Origin of the sequence: Streptomyces desertarenae, assembly GCF_042681365.1 — a bacterium.
In the GTDB taxonomy this organism is placed as follows: Bacteria; Actinomycetota; Actinomycetes; order Streptomycetales; family Streptomycetaceae; genus Streptomyces; species Streptomyces desertarenae.
Map to the genome: position 1 here is coordinate 231,270 of NZ_JBHUFU010000003.1, position 20,930 is coordinate 252,199.

Annotated in this window: 20 protein-coding genes; 11 read left to right on the forward strand and 9 right to left on the reverse strand. The window is 75.1% G+C overall.

Annotation, left to right across the window (positions count from 1 at the left end; genetic code table 11):
• The first annotated feature begins 23 nt into the window (after nucleotides 1–23).
• Nucleotides 24–479 carry a MarR family winged helix-turn-helix transcriptional regulator gene (locus ACFSJS_RS07165; protein WP_380897983.1) on the forward strand — a complete coding sequence of 152 codons (456 nt, stop codon included), beginning with the start codon at nucleotides 24–26 and terminating at the stop codon, nucleotides 477–479.
• Between the two features lie 64 nt (nucleotides 480–543).
• Here the strand turns inward: ACFSJS_RS07165 and ACFSJS_RS07170 are convergent, their stop codons facing one another.
• Both ACFSJS_RS07170 and ACFSJS_RS07175 read right to left on the reverse strand, forming a co-directional pair.
• On the reverse strand, nucleotides 544–1,095 hold the full coding sequence (locus tag ACFSJS_RS07170; RefSeq protein WP_380897985.1) for a GNAT family N-acetyltransferase: 552 nt from the start codon (nucleotides 1,093–1,095) through the stop codon (nucleotides 544–546).
• Nucleotides 1,096–1,186: 91 nt separating this feature from the next.
• Nucleotides 1,187–1,348 (reverse strand): hypothetical protein, encoded by a 162-nt coding sequence (locus tag ACFSJS_RS07175; RefSeq protein ID WP_380898349.1) that lies wholly within the window; start codon nucleotides 1,346–1,348, stop codon nucleotides 1,187–1,189.
• A 307-nt stretch (nucleotides 1,349–1,655) separates the two neighbouring features.
• Between ACFSJS_RS07175 and ACFSJS_RS07180 the strand changes: the two genes are divergently transcribed.
• From ACFSJS_RS07180 to ACFSJS_RS07190, 3 genes are all read left to right on the forward strand, one after another.
• Nucleotides 1,656–2,684, forward strand: coding sequence for a LacI family DNA-binding transcriptional regulator (locus ACFSJS_RS07180; RefSeq protein WP_380897987.1), 1,029 nt, complete (start codon nucleotides 1,656–1,658; stop codon nucleotides 2,682–2,684).
• 169 nt (nucleotides 2,685–2,853) lie between these two features.
• Nucleotides 2,854–3,753: a DUF3626 domain-containing protein gene (locus ACFSJS_RS07185; RefSeq protein ID WP_380897989.1), complete on the forward strand. Its 900-nt coding sequence runs from the start codon at nucleotides 2,854–2,856 to the stop codon at nucleotides 3,751–3,753.
• Between the two features lie 51 nt (nucleotides 3,754–3,804).
• Nucleotides 3,805–4,629: a hypothetical protein gene (locus tag ACFSJS_RS07190; RefSeq protein ID WP_380897991.1), complete on the forward strand. Its 825-nt coding sequence runs from the start codon at nucleotides 3,805–3,807 to the stop codon at nucleotides 4,627–4,629.
• Nucleotides 4,630–4,696: 67 nt separating this feature from the next.
• On the opposite strand, the gene ACFSJS_RS07195 is transcribed toward ACFSJS_RS07190, so the two are convergent.
• The 3 genes from ACFSJS_RS07195 to ACFSJS_RS07205 form a co-directional block, all read right to left on the reverse strand.
• Nucleotides 4,697–5,203 (reverse strand): GNAT family N-acetyltransferase, encoded by a 507-nt coding sequence (locus ACFSJS_RS07195; RefSeq protein WP_380897993.1) that lies wholly within the window; start codon nucleotides 5,201–5,203, stop codon nucleotides 4,697–4,699.
• A gap of 91 nt (nucleotides 5,204–5,294) precedes the next feature.
• Entirely contained in the window at nucleotides 5,295–5,423 is a 129-nt protein-coding gene (locus ACFSJS_RS07200; RefSeq protein WP_380897995.1) for a DUF397 domain-containing protein, read from the reverse strand.
• Complete coding sequence (locus tag ACFSJS_RS07205; RefSeq protein WP_380898322.1) at nucleotides 5,386–6,297, reverse strand: helix-turn-helix domain-containing protein; 912 nt, start codon at nucleotides 6,295–6,297, stop codon at nucleotides 5,386–5,388. The genes ACFSJS_RS07200 and ACFSJS_RS07205 overlap by 38 nt, the downstream gene beginning before the upstream one ends.
• Nucleotides 6,298–6,470: 173 nt before the next feature.
• On the opposite strand from ACFSJS_RS07205, the gene ACFSJS_RS07210 reads away from it, so the two are divergent.
• The gene (locus tag ACFSJS_RS07210) at nucleotides 6,471–6,989 is read left to right on the forward strand and encodes an ATP-binding protein (protein ID WP_380898324.1); all 519 of its coding nucleotides are present in this window, start codon (nucleotides 6,471–6,473) and stop codon (nucleotides 6,987–6,989) included.
• A 62-nt stretch (nucleotides 6,990–7,051) separates the two neighbouring features.
• Here ACFSJS_RS07210 and ACFSJS_RS07215 read toward each other — a convergent pair whose 3' ends face one another.
• Nucleotides 7,052–7,549 carry a hypothetical protein gene (locus ACFSJS_RS07215; protein ID WP_380897997.1) on the reverse strand — a complete coding sequence of 166 codons (498 nt, stop codon included), beginning with the start codon at nucleotides 7,547–7,549 and terminating at the stop codon, nucleotides 7,052–7,054.
• Between the two features lie 162 nt (nucleotides 7,550–7,711).
• On the opposite strand from ACFSJS_RS07215, the gene ACFSJS_RS07220 reads away from it, so the two are divergent.
• Entirely contained in the window at nucleotides 7,712–8,635 is a 924-nt protein-coding gene (locus ACFSJS_RS07220) for a LysR family transcriptional regulator (protein ID WP_380898000.1), read from the forward strand.
• Nucleotides 8,636–8,698: 63 nt separating this feature from the next.
• Here ACFSJS_RS07220 and ACFSJS_RS07225 read toward each other — a convergent pair whose 3' ends face one another.
• Complete coding sequence (locus ACFSJS_RS07225) at nucleotides 8,699–9,232, reverse strand: DinB family protein (RefSeq protein WP_380898002.1); 534 nt, start codon at nucleotides 9,230–9,232, stop codon at nucleotides 8,699–8,701.
• A 503-nt stretch (nucleotides 9,233–9,735) separates the two neighbouring features.
• On the opposite strand from ACFSJS_RS07225, the gene ACFSJS_RS07230 reads away from it, so the two are divergent.
• The 5 genes from ACFSJS_RS07230 to ACFSJS_RS07250 all read left to right on the forward strand — a co-directional run bounded on the left by ACFSJS_RS07230 (nucleotide 9,736) and on the right by ACFSJS_RS07250 (nucleotide 18,588).
• On the forward strand, nucleotides 9,736–10,812 hold the full coding sequence (locus ACFSJS_RS07230) for a bile acid:sodium symporter family protein (protein ID WP_380898005.1): 1,077 nt from the start codon (nucleotides 9,736–9,738) through the stop codon (nucleotides 10,810–10,812).
• A gap of 299 nt (nucleotides 10,813–11,111) precedes the next feature.
• A complete protein-coding gene (locus tag ACFSJS_RS07235) occupies nucleotides 11,112–12,674 on the forward strand; it encodes an amino acid permease (RefSeq protein WP_380898007.1) in 1,563 nt (520 codons plus the stop codon).
• 176 nt (nucleotides 12,675–12,850) lie between these two features.
• Nucleotides 12,851–13,513 (forward strand): lytic polysaccharide monooxygenase auxiliary activity family 9 protein, encoded by a 663-nt coding sequence (locus ACFSJS_RS07240; protein ID WP_380898009.1) that lies wholly within the window; start codon nucleotides 12,851–12,853, stop codon nucleotides 13,511–13,513.
• Nucleotides 13,514–13,823: 310 nt separating this feature from the next.
• Nucleotides 13,824–14,795 carry a pectate lyase family protein gene (locus tag ACFSJS_RS07245; RefSeq protein ID WP_380898011.1) on the forward strand — a complete coding sequence of 324 codons (972 nt, stop codon included), beginning with the start codon at nucleotides 13,824–13,826 and terminating at the stop codon, nucleotides 14,793–14,795.
• A gap of 151 nt (nucleotides 14,796–14,946) precedes the next feature.
• Complete coding sequence (locus ACFSJS_RS07250) at nucleotides 14,947–18,588, forward strand: substrate-binding domain-containing protein (protein WP_380898013.1); 3,642 nt, start codon at nucleotides 14,947–14,949, stop codon at nucleotides 18,586–18,588.
• A 202-nt stretch (nucleotides 18,589–18,790) separates the two neighbouring features.
• Here ACFSJS_RS07250 and ACFSJS_RS07255 read toward each other — a convergent pair whose 3' ends face one another.
• A complete protein-coding gene (locus tag ACFSJS_RS07255; RefSeq protein WP_380898015.1) occupies nucleotides 18,791–20,170 on the reverse strand; it encodes an alpha-lytic protease prodomain-containing protein in 1,380 nt (459 codons plus the stop codon).
• Nucleotides 20,171–20,343: 173 nt separating this feature from the next.
• Nucleotides 20,344–20,930: DNA translocase FtsK (locus tag ACFSJS_RS07260; protein ID WP_380898017.1), on the reverse strand; the 587-nt coding region annotated here is incomplete at its 5' end.

The window sequence follows — 20,930 nt, forward strand, 5'->3', positions numbered from 1 at the left end:
GCGGAACGAAGGAGAGCGATCGGATGACCACCACCCGGCCCGACTCGGGCCTCGCCCAGGGCTGGTGCGCCCTGTCGGCCCTGCACGGCCGCATCGAGGCGCGCATCGAGCGGGCCCTCCAGGCGGAGCACGGACTGAGCGTGCGCGAGTTCTCCGTGCTGGACGTGCTCGGCGGCCAGCACGACGGAGAGGGCGGGCACCTGCGCATGAACGAGCTGGCCGACGCGGTGGTGCTCAGCCAGAGCGCCACCACCCGCCTGGTCAACCGCCTGGAGGACCGGGGGCTGCTCAGCCGCTACCTGTGCCCCACCGACCGGCGCGGCATCTACACCGAGGTCACCGGGGAGGGGCGGGAACTGCTGGAGAAGGCGCGGCCCACGAACGACGCCGCGCTGCGCGAGGCCCTCCACGAGGCGGAGAAGCGCCCCGAACTGGCTCCGCTGGTGGCGGCCGTGCGCGCGCTGCAGGCACGCGACTGAGGCGGCGCGGCGGCGGGCCGCCGCGCGACCGGCCGCGCTCCGGGGCCGTCCGGCCGCCGGCCGGTCACCACACGTCGCCCTCGCGCCAGTCGCACACCAGCTCCCCCCTCGGATCGAGTCCGGCCGCCACCGGCAGCACGAACACGCACCCGTCGTCCTCCTCGGTGCGCACCGCGCCCGCGGGCGTGAGCACCGAGGTGGGGCCCAGCCAGCGCCGCCAGCCGCGCGACGCGTAGAAGGCCAGGCCCTCGTCGCTGGAGCCCAGGGCGCCCAGGTCGTACGCACCGCGCACCACCCGCTCCAGCTCCGCCATCATCGCCGCGCCGTACCCGCGCCGCCGCCGGTCGGCACGCACCCCCACCCCCTCGACGTAGCCGGTGCGCAGCGCCCGCCCGCCGTGCAGCAGGCGGCGCTGGACCAGGGCGGCGTGCCCGACCAGCTCCGGTCCCTCCCGGACCAGGGCGTGCACACCGCCCAGCGAGTGCTCCCAGTCGTCCTCGCCGAAGTCGCCCTCGAACACCTCGGTCAGCAGCGAGCGGGCCGCCGCGCGGGTGGCGGCGTCCAGGTCGGCGGTGTGGACGAGGTGGACCGCCGGAGCGCCGTTCGAATCGGTCATGGGGTCATCGTGGCAGCGCGCGGCGCCACCCGCCCCCGGATGCCCGGAAGCGGGCGGCGCCGCGCGCCGCGGAAGGGGAGGGCGCCGCCGCTCAGCGGTGCCCGTGGCCGCCCCGCCCGCGCAGCCTGCCCAGGGCCCGTTTGGCCTCGGCCCGCTTCCTGGGGTCGGAGGCCGCCCTCTTGGCCTGCTGGGTCAGTCGGCGGCCCTGCGGACTGCGGGCGAACATGGCGATCTTGCTCAGAATGCCCGGCACGGTTCCTCCAGCTGCTCGCGGGTGCCCGCCGCGGCATGTGCGGCGCGCCGCACATGCCGCGGCGGAGTGTGCTGTCTGCCTCTGTCTGTGCGCCGGGTCCGCTGCCGCGGACCGTGTCCCGCTCCTACCCCGGCCCGCGCCGGTGATGTCAGCGGACCGGCCGGCGCCACTCCGCCGGACCCCGTCCCCGCCGCCGTCCCGTCCCGGATCCTCCGGCCCGGCGGCCCCGGCGTCTTGTGTTCCGGGCCGGGGCGGCCCCCTCTAGGATGACCCCCGTTCGCTGGCGGTGCGACGGGAGGGAGTACCGGTGAAGCGTCCCACGATGGTGGACATCGCCCGTCGCGCGGGGGTGACCAAGAGCGCGGTGTCCTTCGCGCTCAACGGCCGGCCGGGGGTCTCGGAGGCCACCCGGGCCAGGGTGCTGGCCATCGCGGACGAACTCGGCTGGCAGCCCAACAGCGCCGCCAGGGCCCTGTCGGACGGCCGGGCCGGCGCCTTCGGCCTGGTGGTGGCCCGCCCGGCCCGCTCCCTGGGCATCGAGCCGTTCTTCATGCAACTGGTCTCCGGCATCCAGGGCGAACTCTCCGGGGACGGCACCTCGCTGCTGTTCACGGTCGCCTCCGACGCCGCGGCGGAGACGGCCACCCACCGGGCCTGGTGGGCGCAGCGCAAGGTCGACGGCGTCTTCCTGGTGGACATGCGCCTGGACGACCCCCGGGTGGCCGCCCTGGAGGAGCTGCGCTTGCCCGCCGTGGTGATCGGCGCGCCCGTGGACTGCGGCGGCCTGCCGGCGGTGTGGAGCGACGAGGCGGCGGCGGTGCGCACCGCGGTGGCCCACCTCGCCGGCCTCGGCCACCGCTCGATCGCCCACGTCACCGGCCCCGCCGCGCTGCGGCACACCCTCATCCGCGCCGAGGCCTTCACCGCCGCGACCGCGGAGCGGGGCCTGACCGGGCGGAACGTCGAGGCCGACTACAGCGGCGAGCAGGGCTTCGCCGCCACCCGCGCCCTGCTGGAGGGCGGCGAGCGGCCCACCGCGATCGTCTACGACAACGACGTGATGGCCGTCTCGGGCCTCAGCGCCGCCCAGAGCCTGGGAGTCCGCGTCCCCGACGACCTCTCCCTGGTCGCCTGGGACGACTCCCCGCTGTGCGAACTGGTCCGCCCCGCCCTGACCACGCTGCGCCGCGACGTCGCCGCCTACGGCGCCCTGGCGGCCCGCCAGCTGCGCGACGCGGCCGCGGGCCGCTCCGTCGAGCACCGCCGCGCCCCCGACCCCGCCCTCACCGTCCGCGACAGCACCGCCGCCCCCTCCCGGGACACCGCCGCCCTCTGACCCGCCCGTCCCGCCGCCGCTCCGCCGCCGCGGCGCGGGACGTCCGCGCCCGCGGCCGGCCCCTCCCCGGCCCGTGCGCATGCGGGGGCCGCCGAGCCGGACGGCCGCCGGCCGGAGCCGGCGGGAAACGCGTGTGCGACGGACCGCCGGGCCGGGTGATACTGCGCCGATGAGCCCCGACGAACTCCGGCCCGCGCAGCGGCGCGCCCTGCGGCACGTCGCGTCGCTGTCGTCCGGCGGCCCGGTGGACCCGTCGCTGCGCGTCACCGTCAACTTCCACCCGGATCGCGCGGCGGGCGGCAGGACGGTCCTGGAGGCGCTGGCCGAGGACGGCGTCTACCTCCCGCAGTTCGTGACGGGCACGAGCAACGGGGGTCTGACCGCTCACGCCGGAGGCGACCGGTGGCGCTGGGAGAGCCGGATGTTCGGCGGAGCCTACGACGACGCCCCCGCGCGCGACCGCCCCGTCTACGGGGCGCTGGACTTCCGCCGCAAGCCGGCGGGAGGGGCGCCCCGGTTCGGTTCCGCGCACCTGAGGCTGACCGCCGGAACGCTCGCGCGCACCACGTTCTGCCGGCCCGACAGCTGCCTGGAGCCGACGGCGTTCGGCGTCGCGGCCCGCATGGCGCTCGTCGCGCTCGCCGAGGCCGACGGCGCCGACGCCCTGGACGACTACGTCGAGGCGCAGGTGCACGGGCCGGTGCGGCTGGACCGCGACGTGGAGGCCCTGGTCCTGGACCCCTGCTACCGCGGCACGCAGGTGGAGGCCGCCGCCCGGCACCTGCCCTGCCCGGTGGAGTGGCACCCCGGTTTCCGCCTCACCGTCGGCGAACTGCGCCGCCACCCCGGCTACCGCGGTCCGGAGTACGTCGAGCTGGGCGCCGCCGTCGCCCGGGACGGCCTGCTCGACCCCCGGATCATCGGGGACGCCGCACGTACCGGCCGCCACGACCCGCAGGACCTCAAGAAGGTCTGGCACTGCCTGGCCCGTTTCGGTGCGCCGCAGCGGCCCGCCGCCGTGCCTGTACCCGTGGCCGCGGCCGGGACGGGTGCGGGGGAGACGGGGTGAGCCACCCGTCCTGCGCAGCTCGGTGCCCGGCCGAACAGGGAAGGAACCCGCGTGTACTACGAGACGCTCGTCGCTCTGCACGGAGTGCTCGATCGGCACCCGTGGACGGAGCACGTCACCTGCGACGACCAGGGAAGCGAGCTGTTCGACCTGGCCATGAACCGGTCGGATGCGTACGGCTGGTACTCCACCGGCGGCTGGACCTACCCGTACCGGGGGTGGGGCGAGGCCCGCATCGTCGTCCAGGACCCGGGGCGTTGGGCCGACTGCGGGGCCGGCGGGGACTGGACGCAGGACGGGCGGGTGCGGGAGTTGGCGTGGATGTCGGCCGACATCCCCCTCGACGTCCGCGAACCGCGTCCGCCGGTCCTCCACATCGCCCGCATCCTGTCGGACGCGGTGCACCGGCTCGGCCGCGTCCGGTTCACCGGCCTGCACGCGGTCCTCCCGGTGGGGGAACTCGCCGGTGACGCCTCCGACGCCCTGGCGGCGATGCGCAGGTGGTTCGCCCTCGCCGACCCGTCCCGGTCGGTTCCCGTGAGCGTCACCGTCGCCGACGGACCCGCGCTGCCCGAGAAGGCCGCGGCCGTGCGCGACGCGATGCGCGGACGGCTCGGCGACGTCGCGGACGTGGAAGTCGCCACCGGCGAGGTGGACCTGTCCGGCCTGGCGGACGTGCACGGCGAGCACGGCTACAACAAGAGCCGCGAGCGCGGTGTGCTGCGGCTGGCGTGCCGCACCCGCGAGTGGTCGCCGGACGTCGCGGTGTGGCTGGTCGAGGCGGTGGGCGACGCGCTGCGCGCGGTCGGGCACGCGGAACGGGCCGTGGTGACCGCCTCCTCGGCGGCTCCGCCCCCCGCGGCCGGCGGCCGCTGACCGCCGGTGTATCCCCTCGCGGACGTCCGCCCTCCGGGGCGGCCCGCACGCCGGGGGCACCGCCGGGTCACACCGCCCGGCGCATGCAGACCCGGGGCCACCGCTCCAGGCCGTGCGCCGCTTCGCGCTCGCGGATCTCCCGCAGCCCGGGGGTGAGCCCGTCGTCGTCCAGGATCCGGAAACCGCAGCGCGCGTAGTAGGGGGCGTTCCAGGGGACCTCGGCGAACGTGGTGAGGGTCAGCGCGGGCACCCCCTCGTCCGCGGCCAGGCCGGCCAGGTGGTCCAGCAGGGACCGGCCGATGCCGCGGCGCGCGCTGCCCGGATGCACCGACACCTGCTCGACGTGGAGGTTGCCGTCGACGCGGTCGGCGATCAGGTAGGCCACCGGGACCCCCGCGCCGTCGGCCGCGACCCAGGCCAGCCCGGCCCGCCGGTAGCGGGCGAGTTCGTCCAGCGGAAGCGGGTCGTCGTCGGCGATCTCCGGCATGCCGATGTCCCGGAAGCACTCCCCGGCGGCCCTCTCGATCTCCTGGAGGAGGGGCAGTTCGTCCGGGCGTACTGCTCGAATGCGCATGGGAGCATTCTGCGGGGTCCTCCGGCGGCAGACCCCGGTCTCACCGGAACCGGCGGGACCGGGAGCCGGCGCGCGCCGGCTCCCGGACCGCTCAGGGACGGTGACGGGCCTTCAAGCCGTCGGTGAAGCCGGCCCAGGAGGCTGCCGGGAAGACCAGCACCGGGCCGTCGGGCACCTTGCTGTCACGGACGGGGACGCTGCCGGGGAAGCCGTCGGCCACCTCGACGCAGTCGCCACCCGCCTGGTTGCTGTAGCTGCTGCTGCGCCAAGCGGCGCTGCTGAGATCGGGACGGGACACGCGCTCCATGATTGCCCTCCAGCGCTGATCGGATCATGTCGAGCGACATGAGCGGGGGCAGGGCCGCCGCCCGCAGCCGATCGTAGATCTCGGAGTAGCGCCTGACATCAGAGGGCTCCTCGGTGAGACGGCCGAAGTCGGCGCCCTCCTTGTAGGCGGCCTCGGTGCCGTCCGGCAGGGTCAGCAGTGTCAGGGAGCCGCCCATCGCCTCGTGCCCGCCTTGGTCGAACGGCAGCACCTGCACGGTGGTGCCGGGTTCCTCCGCCGCCTCCAGCAGCCGGGACAACTGGCGCCGCATGACGGCCCGTCCGCCGACCGGGCGGCGCAGCACCGCTTCGTCCAGGACGATCCACAGCTCGGGGCGGCCGGGGGAGCGGAGCCGTTCCTGGCGGCCCAGCCGCGCGGCGACCCTCTCCTCCAACTGCTCCTCACCGATGAGCATGACGTCGAGGCTCAGAACAGCCCGCGCGTAGTCCTCGGTCTGGAGCAGGCCGGGCACCACATGCGCTGCGTACTGTCCGATGGACACGGCCTTCTCCGAGAGCGCGATGAACGCCCGCGACCAGTCGGGGAAGGCCTCCCGGTAGACGTAGTGCCACAGGTCGACCAGCAACTCGTCGGCTCCCAGGGCCCGGTCGAGCGCACGCGCCAGCTCCAGCGTCGGTCTGGCCCCGGACGCCCGCTCGACCTGGGTGATCCGGCTGCCGACCACGTACGCCTTCTCGCCCAGCTCGGCCTGGGTGAGTCCGGCGGCGGTACGGAGTCTGCGGACCCGTGAACCGAACAGCGCCGCCATCGACGCGTGGGGGTCGATTTCCTTGGCCACGAGGTTACTTCCGTTTCTTACGTGCTGGAGGGTAAGGCTTCATCCCCTTCCGAGCGTAGGTACGCGGGCCCATCCTTGGGTACGGAACGTGATGATCCGCCTACGGTGCGGATCGTGAGGAAGTGAGGAACACCGCCGTGCTGATGACGACCGCCGTGCCCGACGAGGACCCGCGCCCGCAACCGCAACCGGTTCCGCAGGGGGCCGTACGGCCCGAACCGCTCGTTCTCACCGCGCAGTTCACCTCGTCCCCCAAGGGTGCGCGACTCGCCCGGCGGCTGGCGGTCAGGCGCCTGGAGGAGTGGGGGTGGCCGCCGGAGTCGGACGCCTCGTGCACCGTCTCCCTGCTGGTCGGCGAACTGGCCGCCAACGCCGTGCGGCACGGCCGCGTGCCCGGCCGCGACTTCAGGCTCCGCCTGGTGTGCGAGGCGCGGACGGGTGCCGTGCGGGTGGAGCTCTCGGACGCCTCCCCTGAACGCCTTCCCGCCCCGGCCGCGCCGTCGTGCGACGACGAGTCGGGGCGCGGCCTGTTCCTGGTGGACGTTCTGGCCGACCGCTGGGGCGTGTCCTCCCGCGAGCCCGCGGGCTGCGTCGGCAAGACGGTCTGGGCGGAGGTGGCGGTGGCGGAGCGGTTCGGCGGGGGCGGCGTGGGGTCCGGCTGATCCGCCGCCCGGATGCTCCGGGCCCGGACGGCCACCGCCGTCGGGCCCGGAGCGACGCGCGGTCAGCAGTTGCGGATGGACCAGACGGGATCCCAGTTCTGTGTCCGGGTGCCGCTGAAGGGCCGGAAGGACGCGATGACGTTGCCGCTCTGGCCGTAGAAGTAGGAGGTCGGGCTGCCGGTCTGCCGGTTCGCGTAGTAGCCGGTGCCGAGCCAGTTGTACAGGGTGTACCGGTCGCAGCGGTAGAGGTAGAAGATCTTCCACAGGGACCGGGTGGGGTCCCAGACCAGCGCGCAGAGGTTGCCGCTGCTGCAGCTGAAGTCGCTGTTGGGCGGTACGTGGCCGGTGTTGACGCTGGGTGAGATCCCCGGGGAGACCGCGGCGGTTCCCCGGGTCGACGCAGACCCCGCCTCCTCCGGCGCCGGCGGCGCCGTCAGGACCCGGGCGGCCGCGCCGTCGCCGGCGGGAGCGGCCGCCTGGACCGGTCCGGTGGTGGCGACGGCCGCCAGCAGCGAGGCGGAGGCGGCGATCAGACCCAGAAGCGAACGTTTCGTGCGCATGTGAATCCCCCTGTCCGTGACGAGGGCACGGCTCTGCCCGGTGTACCGGAGCCGTGCCGTGCGCGCGGTGGTCTCCGCGTGCACGACGAGTCTGCCGAGCGGGCGCCACGCGCGGAAGGCGAACCGTTATGCCGGAGTTGACCATATCGATACGCTGAGCACATGACTGAGAGTCTTCGGTCCGTCACAGACCGCACGCCGGATCTGTACCAGTTGCAGGTCTTCACCGTGCTGGCCGAGGAACTGCACTTCGGCCGCGCCGCCGCCCGGCTGTTCACCACGCAGCCGGCGATCAGCCGGCGGGTGCGCGCGCTCGAGGACGCCCTGGGCGTCGCCGTGTTCGACCGCACCAGCCGCACCGTGAGCCTCACCCCGGCGGGCGAGGCCCTCCTGCCCGAGGCCCGCGAGGTCCTGGCCGCCGCGGACAGACTGCGCCGCGCCGCCGCACGGCACGTCCGCGAGGTCACCGGACGCCTGCGCTTCGGGGGAATCGGCGGCGAGGTCGCCACGGACTACGCGCAGGCGCTGCTGACGGCGCTCGCGCGGGCACACCCGCGTCTGACGGTCGAACTGCGCACCCTCGGCTTCGGCGAGCAGTTCGAGGCCCTCCTGCGGGACGACGTCGACGTCGCCTTCCTGCGCGCGCCCGTGCCCCCGGGCATCCAGACCCTTCCCCTGAGCCGCGAACCGCGGGTCGTCTGCCTGCCCGCCGGCGATCCCCTTGCCGCACGCGGCACCGTGACCCTCGCCGACCTCGCCCACCACACCGTCGTCGACGTGCCGCCTCCGGCCCCCCGCGCCTGGTGGGACCACTGGACGGCCAACCCGCGCCCCGACGGCACCCGCGTCCGCTACGGCCCCGCCGCCGACGACATCGAGGCGATGCTGGCGGCCGTCGCCCGGGGGCACGGCATCACCTTCCTGCCCTCCCGGGCCCGCGACTTCCACCCGCGGCCCGGCGTCCGCTACGCCGACGTCCCCGAACTGTCCCCCAGCACCGCCGTCCTCGCCTGGAACGCCCGCCACCGGGACCGCCCCGACATCGCCGCCGTGCGCACCGTCGCCGCACCGCTCCGCATCCGGTGAGACGGCTTTGCGGTCCCTCCCGCGGTGCAAAGCCGCGGCCCGCGGGCGCGGGCCGCACCGCGCTCAGACGCCGGTGGCGCCGTCGATGCGCTCCCGGACGAGGTCGGCGTGGCCGTTGTGGCGGGCGTACTCGCCGATCATGTGGACCAGGATCCAGCGCAGCGACACCCTCCGCTCACCGCCGAGGTGCCCGGCGTCGGCCTCCGGGAGCAGCCCGGCGTCCTCCAGAGATGCCCCGGCGGTCAGTTCGCGGCTGCGCGCCACCTGCGCGCGCCAGGCGGCCAGGGCCTCCTCCAGCCCGTGCTCCGGGCCGACGTCGAAGCCGCCCCCCACGCCGTCCCCGTACAGCCACGGCACGTCGAGTCCCGCGAACACGCGCTGGAACCAGGAGCGTTCGACCTCCGCCATGTGCCGGACCAGGCCCGTCAGCGTCATCGGCGACGGCGGCACCGACGCCCGGCGCGCCTGCTCGTCGTCCAGGCCCGAGCACTTCAGCTCCAAGGTCGCGCGGCCGAGTTCCAGCCAGCCCTCCAGGGTGGCGCGCTCGTCGGCGTACGGGGGCGGTACGGGCCGCCCGTCCGGCAGTGCGGCGGTCATGTGCTTCCTCTCCCTCGGAGCGGGAACGGGCATCGGGCGGGTCGGGGCCGTCCGGGCGGCCCCCGGAGCGCCGCGGCCGTCCGGAAGCCCGCGGCGGGCCGGGGAGCGCCTGGGACGGCGGTGGCACGGGACGTCACACGGTGCATGCTGCCAGCCGGTGCCGGCGCGCCGCGACCGGCAACGCCGCAGCCGGCCCGTCCGCCCCGTGGCTCGCCCGTCCCGTGGCGGGAGGCCCCGCGGTCCGGCGCCGGACCGCACGCCCTCGGCGGGCGGGTCCCCGGCCAGGGCCGCCACCTCGTCGCGGAGGGCCGAACCGCGCACGGCATCCCCTCGGCGCGCTCCGCCGTGCCGCGCTCGCGCGGCAGGCAGCGGAGAACAGCGGTCCGTGCCCCCGTGGCCCGAGGACGCGTACGGGATCACTTGTTCCGCGGACGGCGGCCGGTCGTGAACGCATGGTGAGACACCCTTGCGGCGACACCGCCTCCGGGAGTTGCATCGAGCGGATGCGATCCGGACACCACCAGCACGGCCGGGGGACGCCGCCCGAGCCCACCGGAGCGGCCGGCGCCGCGCCTCCTCCCTCCTCCGGCGGGCAGGGCCCCGCTCCCGACTCCGGCGGTCCGGCCGGTCCCGCCGAGGAGCGCGGCGCCCGCCGGGCCGTCACCCTCTTCCCCGTCCTCGTCCTGCTGGCGGGTGCGGCCGGGCTGCTGAGCCCGTCGACCTTCGACGGCTGGGCGCCCTCGGTGCCCTACCTGCTGGGCGTGGTGATGTTCGGCATGGGCCTGACGATGACCCCGCCGGACTTCAGGGGCGTGCTGCGCCGCCCCCGGGCGGTCGCGCTGGGGCTGGCCGCCCAGTACGTGATCATGCCGGGGACGGGCTGGCTGGTCGCCAAGGCGCTCGGACTCCCGCCGGAGCTGGCCGCGGGCGTGATCCTGGTGGGGTGCGCTCCCGGTGGTACGGCGTCGAACGTGGTGACGTACCTGGCGCGCGGGGACGTGGCCCTGTCGGTCTCCCTGACCAGCGTCTCCACCGTCCTGTCGCCCCTGCTGACGCCCGCGCTGACCCTCCTGCTGGCAGGTGAGTTCCTGCCCGTGGACCCGGGCTCGATGACGGGCTCCATCCTCAAGACCGTGCTGCTGCCGGTGCTCGCCGGCCTGCTCGTGCGGCTGGCGGCCGGGCACCTGGTCGAGCGGGCGCTGCCGGTGCTGCCGTGGGTGTCGGTGGCGGCCATCGGGGTCATCGTGGCGGTCGTGGTGGCGGGCAGCGCGGACGCCGTCAGGTCGGCGGCGGTGACGGTGTTCGCGGCCGTCGTGCTGCACAACGGGCTCGGGCTGGCCCTCGGCCGTGCGGCGGGCCGGCTCGGAGGACTGGACCGGGCCGCCGGGCGGGCGCTGACCTTCGAGGTGGGCATGCAGAACTCCGGACTGGCCGCCTCGCTGGCGGCCGCGCACTTCAGTCCGGCGGCGGCCCTGCCCGCGGCGGTGTTCTCCGTCTGGCACAACGTCTCGGGCGCCCTGGTCGCCGCCTGGTTCTCCCGGCGCCGCTCCGGCGAGGGGAGGGACTCCGCCCCGGCCTGACCCCGCGATCCCGCGGTGGCGCCGGCCGGGGACGGCCACCGGTGTGCGGCCCCGGCGGCGGGCGGACGCGGGGGTGCCCGGGGCGCTGCGACGCCGGTTATGGCATGTCCGCGACGAAAACATCGCGCGACGTACCGGAGGGAGGACCCTCCGTTGACTTCTTGTAAAGAACAGGGAAAAGGCGGGCAAGGAAACGGAATCGAAGGTTCAGAAAGGGGTGGGGCCTGGGATTCACTGCCGGACGACGTACACCGCTCGTACGAGACCCGTACAACCGGCACGAAGGAAAACATCCTCCCATGACGTCGCAGCCGACAGCGGAACAGGTACGAGACGGCCACGGCGATCCCGGCGGCGGTCTCCAGGCAGGACTCAAGAACCGGCATCTGTCGATGATCGCGATCGGCGGTGTGATCGGCGCCGGCCTCTTCGTCGGATCGAGTTCGGGCATCGCCGCCGCGGGCCCCGGCATCCTGCTCTCCTACGCGCTGGTCGGCGCCCTGGTCGTCCTGGTCATGCGGATGCTCGGCGAGATGTCCGCGGCCAACCCGGTCTCCGGGTCGTTCTCGGCCCACGCCGACCGGGCGCTCGGTCCCTGGGCCGGGTTCACCATCGGCTGGCTCTACTGGTTCTTCTGGGTCGTGGTGCTGGCCGTCGAGGCGACCGCGGGAGCGGTGATCCTCGAGGGGTGGGTCCCGGCCGTGCCGCAGTGGGCGTGGTCCCTGATCGTCATGGTGGTGCTGACCGCCACCAACCTGGTCTCGGTCGGCTCCTACGGCGAGTTCGAGTTCTGGTTCGCCGGGATCAAGGTCGTGGCGATCGCCGCCTTCGTCGTCCTCGGCGCCCTGGCCGTGCTCGGGGTGCTGCCCGGCGTCGACAGCGGCGGCGCGGGACTGGAGAACCTGACCGCCCACGGCGGCTTCCTGCCCAACGGCGCGGGGGCGATCCTCACCGGCGTCCTGCTGGTCGTCTTCTCGTTCATGGGCAGCGAGATCGTCACCCTCGCGGCGGGCGAGTCGGCGGACCCCCGGCGGGCGGTCGCCAAGGCCACCAACAGCGTCATCTGGCGGATCGCCGTCTTCTACCTCGGCTCCATCCTCGTCGTCGTCACGCTGCTGCCGTGGGACGACCCGTCCATCGCGGAGAAGGGCTCCTACGTCGCCGCGCTGGACTCCCTGGGCATCCCGCACGCCGGGCAGATCATGAACGCCATCGTGCTGACCTCGGTGCTGTCCTGCCTGAACTCCGGCCTCTACACCGCCTCCAGGATGGCGTTCTCGCTGGGGGAGCGGGGCGAGGCGCCGAAGGCGTTCGCGCGGGTCACGCGGCGCGGCGTGCCGAGGGCGGCGATCCTCGCCTCGGTCGTCTTCGGTTTCGTCGCGGTGTTCTTCAACTACGCCTACCCGGACACGGTCTTCCTCTTCCTGGTCAACTCCTCCGGTGCCGTGGCGCTGTTCGTGTGGCTGGTGATCTGCTGCTCGCAGCTGCGCCTGCGCAGGATCGTCGAGCGGGAGGCGCCGGAGCGGCTGACCGTGCGGATGTGGCTGTACCCGTACCTCACCTGGGCGACGATCGGGCTGATCGTGGCGGTGCTCGGCTCGATGCTGGCCGACGCCGAACACGGCAACCGCGACACCCTGCTGCTGTCGCTGGCGGTGGCGGCGGTGGTCCTGGTGGTGGCACTGGTGCGGCAGCGGCTGCGGCCGCACGCGGCCCCCGCCGAGCGGACCGGCGCGCCGGGCGCGGAAAGTCTGGAAAGCCCGGAAAGTCCGGAAAGCGCGGAAAGCCCGGGGAGCTCGGAAAACGCGGAAAGCGCGGGGAGTGCCGCCGCGACCTCCGCCGCGGGACCCGCCCGCCCCTGAGCCGGCGGCCGTTCCGGGCCGCCGGCCCGGGACGGCCGATTCCTCCGGAAGCAAGGCTTCACAGCGCCGTTCCCCTTTGTTACGTTGCGCTATGGGAGCGCTCCCAAAAGTCGCCGTCCCGATCCCGGGCGGTGGCGCGCCCCCAGCGTCGACCAGCGAAGGATGTGGCGGTACAGATGCTCTCCACCAAGAAGACCACCGTCGGGCGGGCCCTGGCGGTCCTGGGCTCCTCCCTGGCGCTGCTGACCACCGTCGGCACGGGCAGCGCCTCCGCGCACGGTGCCATCAGCGACCCGCCCGCGCGCCACTTCGGCTGCTACGAGCGGTGGGCCGCCAACTGGCAGTCGCCCCAGATGGCCACCGAGGACCCGATGTGCCACCAGGCCTGGCAGGCCGACCCCAGCGCCATGTGGAACTGGAACGGCCTGTTACGCGACGGAGTCGGGGGCAACCACCGCGCCGCCGTCCCCGACGGGCAGCTGTGCAGCGGCGGGATGACCTTCAACGGGCGCTACGCCGCCCTGGACACCCCGGGCCCCTGGAAGACCGTGAACCGCCCCAGCAGCTTCACGATGAACCTGCGCGACCACTCCTCGCACGGCGCCGACTACATCCGCGTCTACGTCACCCGGCAGGGCTTCGACCCGAAGACGCAGCGCCTGCGCTGGAGCGACCTGGAGCTGGTGAACGAGGTGCGGAACATCCCGACCGGGACCACCACCCCCATCGCCGTGACCGCGCCGGGCCGCAGCGGCCACCACGTCGTCTACACCGTCTGGCAGGCCAGCCACGCCGACCAGTCGTACTACTTCTGCAGCGACGTCAACTTCACCGGCTGACGGCCCACGGACCATCCCCGCGGCGGTACGCACCCCGCGGGCCGAGAACGCCGTACCGCGGACGCTCCCCGTGCCGCGGTACGGCGTTCCGCCGTCTCCGGCCCCGGCGCGCCGCCGCGGTGTGGACTCCGGCGTGTTCACGCGGAGTTCGACCGGCGGGACGCGGGATGTCGTGTGCGCGCCATAGTCCACGCGCATCCCGTCATCGTCCACAGGGGGCTTCCTAGCATCGACGTGAGCCGCCGAGCGGAAACAGCACGTACGTACGTGAGCGTGTCCGGAAATCCCCCCTCACTGGATGGAGCCCCCCATGCGCAGGACGAGCGCACGCTTCAAACTGGTCAGCGCCGCGGCCGTGGCCGCGGCCGCCCTGACCCTCACCGGTGCCAACACCCTGACCGGCGTGGCCGCGGAGACCGGGACGCCGGCCCCGCTCGCCGCCGACCAGCCCATGGGCTTCGGCGCCGGCACCACCGGAGGCGCGGGCGGAACCACCGTCACCGTGACGAACGCCAGTCAGTTCGTCGCGGCGGTGCAGCGCAGCGAGCCGACGGTGGTACGGGTCAACGGCACCGTCAACCTGAGCAGCATGACCAAGGTGGCGTCCAACAAGACCGTCATCGGCGTGGGCACCTCAGGGAAGATCACCGGCAGCGGCCTGAACCTCGACAAGGTCAACAACGTGATCATCCGCAACCTCACGTTCTCCGGGTCGAACGACGACGCGATCAACGTCCAGTACTCCACCAAGGTCTGGATCGACCACAACGACATCTCCGACGCCAACGACGGCGCCCTGGACATCAAGCGCGCCTCGGACCACATCACCGTCTCGTGGAACCGGGTCCACGACCACGACAAGACCTTCCTGCTCGGCCACTCCGACAGCAACGGCGGCGAGGACACCGGCAAGCTGCGGGTGACCTACCACCACAACTGGTTCGACGGCACCAACCAGCGCCACCCGCGGGTCCGCTTCGGCAACCCGGTCCACGTGCTGAACAACTACTACAGCAACATCGGCAGCTACGGCGTGGCCTCCACCGAGAACGCCGGCGTGCTCGTGGAGGGCAACTACTTCGAGAACGTCGAGGACCCCTTCCACCGCGGTGAGGGCTCCTCGGACGTCGGCGGCCTCGCGGCGCGGAACAACCACTTCGTCAACTCCGGCCAGGGCGAGACGGGCGGCTCCGTCGCCCCCATCCCCTACGGCTACACGGCCGACAGCGCCTCCGGCGTGAAGTCGATCGTGAGGGCGGGCGCGGGCGTCGGGAAGATCTGAACCGACCGCACGGACCGCACCCCCAACCGTCCGGGCAGGGCAGACGCACCGTCTGTCTTGCCCGGACGCGCACCCGCCGCTATCGTCCTGCGCCCCGGCAGAGATGCCGTACGGCGGGGGCCGTTTCCGAGCGACGAGCGGAGGCAGTCCCATGACGGAACGCGGGCGCTTACCGGAACGGCCCCGGGGACCCGGGGGCCCGGACGGCACGGGAGCCCCGCCGGCCGGGGCGCGAACCCGGCCGGCGGAGACGTCCCGCCCCACCCTCGGCCTGGTCACCGCCAACATCCACCTGGGCGTCGGCGCCACCCTGTGGTCAGGGGTCCTGGCGGCGGCCGAGCGCAACGACGTCAACGTGGTCTGCTTCCCCGGCGGACCGCTGAGCCCGGCCGGGGCGCCGCGCACCGTGCTGTACGACCTGGTCGGCCCCGAACGCCTGGACGGCGTCGTGTGCTGGACCTCCACCCTGGGCCTGCCCGCCGCCGACGACGGGGGCGGACGGGCGGCCCGGCTGGTGGAGAGACTGGCGAGACTGCCGGTCGTCAGCCTCAACCGCCCCCTGGAGGGCCACACGGGCCACGACACCCTGCGCCTGGACGGCTACGCGGGCATGCGGGCGGCCGTCGGCCACCTGGTGGAGGAGCACGGCCGCCGCAGGCTCGCCTGCGTGCGCGGGCCGCTGGCCAACCCCGTCTCCCGGGACCGCTACCACGCCTACACCGACGCCCTGGCCCGCCACCGCATCCCCGCGGACCGCTCCCTGGTCGTCGCCTCGGCGGACTTCGGCGGCGGGGCCGGCGCCGCGGCGATGCGGATCCTGGTCGACGTCCGCGGACTGCGCCCGGGGCGCGACTTCGACGCGGTGGTCGCGTGCAGCGACGTCCTGGCCGCCGACGCCCTGCGGTTCCTGACGGGGCGCGGGGTGCGGGTGCCCGAGGACGTGGCGGTCGTCGGCTTCAACGACTCGCTGGAGGCCCGGCTCGCCGACCCGCCGCTCACCTCGGTGGCACTGCCGTTCGCCGAACTCGGCGCGCTGGCCGTGGAGACCCTCCTGGCCCGGCTGGGCGGCACCGCGCCGCCCGCCCGGAAGGCGGTGCCGGGCACCCTCGTCGTCCGCCGCTCCTGCGGCTGCCACTCGCCCCTGGTCGCCCAGGGGGCCGGGGGGACGGGGGAGCCGGCCGGACCGGAGGAGCCGGCCGGCGCCCTCTTCCCCGGCCTGCCCGGCTGCGGGCCGGAACTGGCCGAGGCGCTGCGCGCGGATCTCGGGGGCGGTCCGGGAGGCGAGGCGGGGCCCGGCGGCTTCCTGCGCCTGGTCGAGCGGCTGGTGGGGGAACGGGTGCGGGGACCGGCGGACGCGGCCGCCTGGGACCGCGCCCTGCTGCGCGCCCGGGAACCGGCCGCCCGCGGCCTGCCGCCGGAGGACAGGGCCCGGGCCGAACGGCTGCTGGGCCAGGCCCGGCTGATGGTGGCTGACAAGTCCCACCGGCTGCTGGAGTACGAGCGCTGGGCCGAGCAGCAGGACGCGCGCAGACTGCGGGAGATGGGCACCGCCCTGACCACCGTCGTCGACATGGGCGCGCTGTCCGCGGTGCTGGCCCGCCACCTGCCGGAGACCGGAGTGCCCGGATGCCGCCTGGTGCTGCGCGAGCCCGGCGAGCGGGCCGGACGGCAGGAGGGGCGGGCCCCGGTGCGGGTGGTGCCCCTGCCCGGCGAGGACACCGCCCCCGGGCCCGGCGGCCACGGCGTCCCCGACGCGCCCTACCCCGCCGGACTGCTCCTGCCCGAGGGCCTGATGCCGAGGGGGCGCCGCTTCACCCTGGTCGTCGAGCCCCTCCACATCGGCGAGGAGCAGCTCGGCTTCGCCGTCTTCGACGACGGCCCCGGGAACGGGGGCGGCGCAGGGCGCGCGGGCGGACCGGGCGAAGGGGGCGACGGAGGGGCCGCGCGCCGGGGCGCCCTCTACCGGGCGCTGGGCGACCAGATCAGCGCGGCCCTCAAGGGCATCCGGCTCTTCGAGGAGGTGCGCCGCGCCCGCGACACCGCCGAGCAGGCCAGCAGACTCAAGACCCGGCTGCTGGACAACGCCACGGACGAACTGCGCACCCCCGTCGAGGAGATCCTGCGGCACACCCGGCCGGCGGCCCACGCCCCCACTCCCGCCGCCTCCGCCGCCGGGCCGGACGCGGAGCAGGCCGCCGCCGCGCTCCGCCGCGTCCACGCGGACGCCGGGCGCCTGCTGCGGCTGATCGACGACCTGCTGGACCTCTCCCGGTCCGAGACCGACGCCCTCGACCTGTCCCGGAGGCTGGCCGATCCCCGCCCGGTGCTCATCGACGCCTTCCACAGCGCCGCCTGGCACCGGCCGTCCGGAGCCGACTGGCAACTGGCCCTGCCCCGCAGGCTGCCCGCCGTCCGGGCCGACACCGCCCGCCTCCGCCAGATCGTCCTCAACCTGCTGACCGCGGCCGCCGCACGCCTGGCGGACGGCGGCGGGCGGCTGCGGCTGACCGCCGAGGCCCTGCCGGCCCTGCTGCGCGTCCGCGTCACCTCCACGGGGCTGCGGCTGCTCCCCGGCGAGGCCGAGCACCTCTTCCAGCCCTTCGCCTCCGGCCGGCACGGATCGCGCCTCGACCTGGCCATTGCCCGGCGGCTGGCCGTCCTGCACGGCGGATCGGTCACCTTCGACCGCGGCCCCGCCGGCAGCGGCTTCCGGCTGGACCTGCCGCTGCCCACCCCCGTGGAGCCCTCCGGCCCCGCACCGGGCGCCCCAGCCGGCTCCGGCGCCGCCGTCCTGGTCGCCGCCGCGGCCGCCCCGCCCCCGGAGGTCACCGCACTGGCCAGGCGCCACGGGCTGCTGCTGCGCCGCCTCGGCCCGGACGACGACGTGGCCGCGGCGGTGGCCGAGGGCAGACCCGCCGCCGTCGCCTGGGACGCCGACGGAGCCCGGCCGCAGGAGTGGGCGTCCGTCCAGCGGCTGCACGGCCACCCGGCGCTCCGCCACACGCCCTTCCTGCTGTACGGACCCGTCTCCGGAGCCGACCTGGACCAGGCGCTGCGCGCCCTGCGCCCGCCCGGGCTGACCGCCCCGGCGGTGGTCGTGGACGGTTCGGGGGAGCGCCGGGAGCAGTGGCGGCGGCTGGTGGCCTCGGCGCTGCCCGGCCGCACGGTGCGCACCGCCGCCGACGGTACCTCGGCCCTGGCGCTGCTCGCGGAGGAGGCGCCCTGCCTGCTGGTCGTCGCCCGCCGGCTGCCCGACATGGACGGCATCGACGTGGCCGAGGGCATGGGCGAGGGCGCGGGCCGCTCCGGCGTCCCCGTCCTGGTGGTCGGCGACGGCGGCTTCACCGCCGACGACGTGCGCCGCGCCGAACCGCACCCGGGCATGGTCTTCGTGGGGCACGACATCCTCACCGAGGCGGAGACCGCCGCCCTGCTCACCGGCCTGGTGCGGCGCGCCGAGCCGGGCTGCTCCCGAACCGGGGAACCGGTCCGCCGCGCCCTGGCCTACCTGGAGAGGCACTACCGCCACCGCATCTCCCGCTGGCAGGTCGCGCAGGCCGCCGGCGTCAGCGAGGACCACCTCAGCCGGCTCTTCCACCGGGAGATGGGACTGCCGCTGTGGGAGTACCTGACCAGGCTGCGCGTCCAGCGGGCCAAGGAGCGGCTGCGGCACAGCGGCGACAGCGTCCAGGCCGTCGCCCGCGCGGTCGGCTTCCACGACCGGGCGTACTTCAGCCGGGTCTTCCGCAAGGTCACCGGCGTCGCACCGCACGCCTACCGGGAGGCGTCCTGAGGCGGCCCCGCGCCCGGTCCGCGGCGGGTGCGCCGCGGCGTCCCGGCGCCGGCCGGGAGGGCCCGGGTCCGGGCCCGGGGAGGGCCCGGGGCCGTCCCGGCGCGGAGACGGCCGGAGGGCGTTCTCCCCATGCGACACCCTCCGGCCGCCGGGTGCCGCGCGGGGACCGCCGACCGGTCAGGACGCGGTCCCCGCGCGGAACTCACACCCGCTGCCAGAGCGCCGGGGTGTTCGGCGGCTCCCAGCCCGGCTGCGCCTGGTGGGCCTGGAGGCAGCGGTAGGAGGCGCCTCCGTAGGTCACCTGGTCGCCGGCGCGGTAGACGGTGCCGGCCGCCCAGGTGCCGCCCGGCTCCTCACCGGGCGGGTCCGTGGGATCCGGGTCCGGGCCCCCGCCGACGGTCTTCAGCGTCAGCCCGTAGACCTGGAGGATCTCGTTGATCGGCTGGTGGTAGGTCGTCCCGCCGGTGCGGCAGTTGCCGGATCCGCCGGAGGTGACGCCCTGCGCCTGGCTGCCGGAGATGTACGCCCCGCCGGAGTCCCCGGGTTCGGCGCACACCGACGTGCGCGTCACGCCGGTGATGGTGCCCTCGGGATAGGTGACGCTGGTGTTGTGCTGCTGGATCGTTCCGCAGTGCCAGCCCGTGGTCGAACCGGAGCGGCAGACGGAAGCGCCCACCGCCGCCTGCGTGGAGCCGGCGACCTGGACGGTGCCGCTGGAGGTCTTCACGTACGGGGTGGCCGTCCAACTGCTGTTGGCCGCGACCCAGGCGTAGTCGTTGCCGGGGAAGGACGAGCCCTGGAAGGTGCCGAGCGCCACCTGGTTGTGGCCGGAGACGCTGGTGCCGGTGCGGCCGCAGTGGCCCGCGGTGGCGAACCCCTGCTGGGTGCCCTTGGTCACGGGGAAGCCCACGGAGCAACGCCCGCCGCTCCCCATGTAGTAGGCGTCGCCGCCCCGCAGGTCGTACAGCGGGCGGGGCTGCTCGGCGGACTCCACCACACGCACCGGGGCGCGGCCGACGCCGGCGGCGGCGACGAAGGCGCGCGCCTTCGCGGGCTCGGAGGCGTGGACGACCACGGAGTTGGTCCGCACGTCGACGTACCACACAGGCGCCGCGGTGGTGGCGCTCCTCCGCGCCGCCCTGTCCAACGCGGCCTTGGCCGCTTCGAGTTCGGCCAGGCTGTGCGCGACGACCTCGGCCCGGGCGCCCTTCGCGGTGATCCGGGACACGTCGGAGGGGTCGGTGGTGGCCACCGTGAGGGTCTCGGCCTCCTCGCCCTTCACCCAGGCGCCGGCGAAGTCGCCGCCGAGGGCCGACCGCAGCGCCCCGGCGGTCGCCCCGGCCCGGCTCTCGTTCACCAGCCGGCCCCGCGCCTGGTCGGCGGTGAGGCCGAGGTCGCGCCGCATGGCCTTGAGCAGGCCGGGCGGGACGGAGGACAGGCCGGGCGACACCGACGGGGCGCCGGCCTCCTGCGCGGTGGACGCGGCGGGATCGGCCGCCGCGGTTCCCGGCAGTCCGGTCAGGGCGAGCGCGCCGGTCGCCACGGCGGCGGCGCACACGCCTATGACACGTCTGTGGAGCATGTGGTCTCCTCGGTTTCGTCGGGGTGACCGAAACCGTAGAGGCGGACGCGCCGGACCGAGGAGCCGTCGCTTCCCCCCTCCGCACCGCGTTATGGGAGCCGGCGCGCACCTCCCGGGCCGGGGCCGGCTGTGCCGCCGCCCCCGGCTCCGCAGCTCGGCGGCCGCTCGGCAGCTCAGCGGCCGTTCGGCGGGGCGAGGTGGTCCAGGGAGGTGGCGGTGGTCTTGCGCCGCCCGTTCTTGGCCGGGGCCGAGACCAGACCGATCCGTTCGAGCGCGTCGAGGACGCGCCGGGCGGCGGGGCGCGAGAGGGAGAAGCGCTGCTGCACGTAGACGATGCTGGCGCTCTGGTCGGTGACGACCGCCTGCGCGATCTCGCGGAGGGTCCCGGCCTCCACCCCGGCTTCCTCCGCGTACCGGGTGAACGGGTCGTCGGTGGGGGGTGCGGAGGCTGCGGGGACTGCCGGCACCTGCGGGGCCGCGGAGGGCACGGCGGCCGTCTCGGGCGCGGGTGTGTCGGTGGGGGCTTCGGTTTCCGCGGCGGACGTCGTGTCCGCCTCCCCGGTGGCCGTCTCGGGTTCGGGCTCGGGTGCGTCGGTGGCCGGGATGGGCTCGGCGGCGGGTGTCTTGGGCGCGGGTGCGTCGTCGGCGGGTGCGGGCTCGGGCTCGGTGGCCGCAGCGGGGCCGGTGGCGGGCTCGGGCTCGGGTTCGGCGGCGGGTGCGTCGGTGGCCGGGGTGAGCGTGTCGGTGGAGGTTCCGGTTT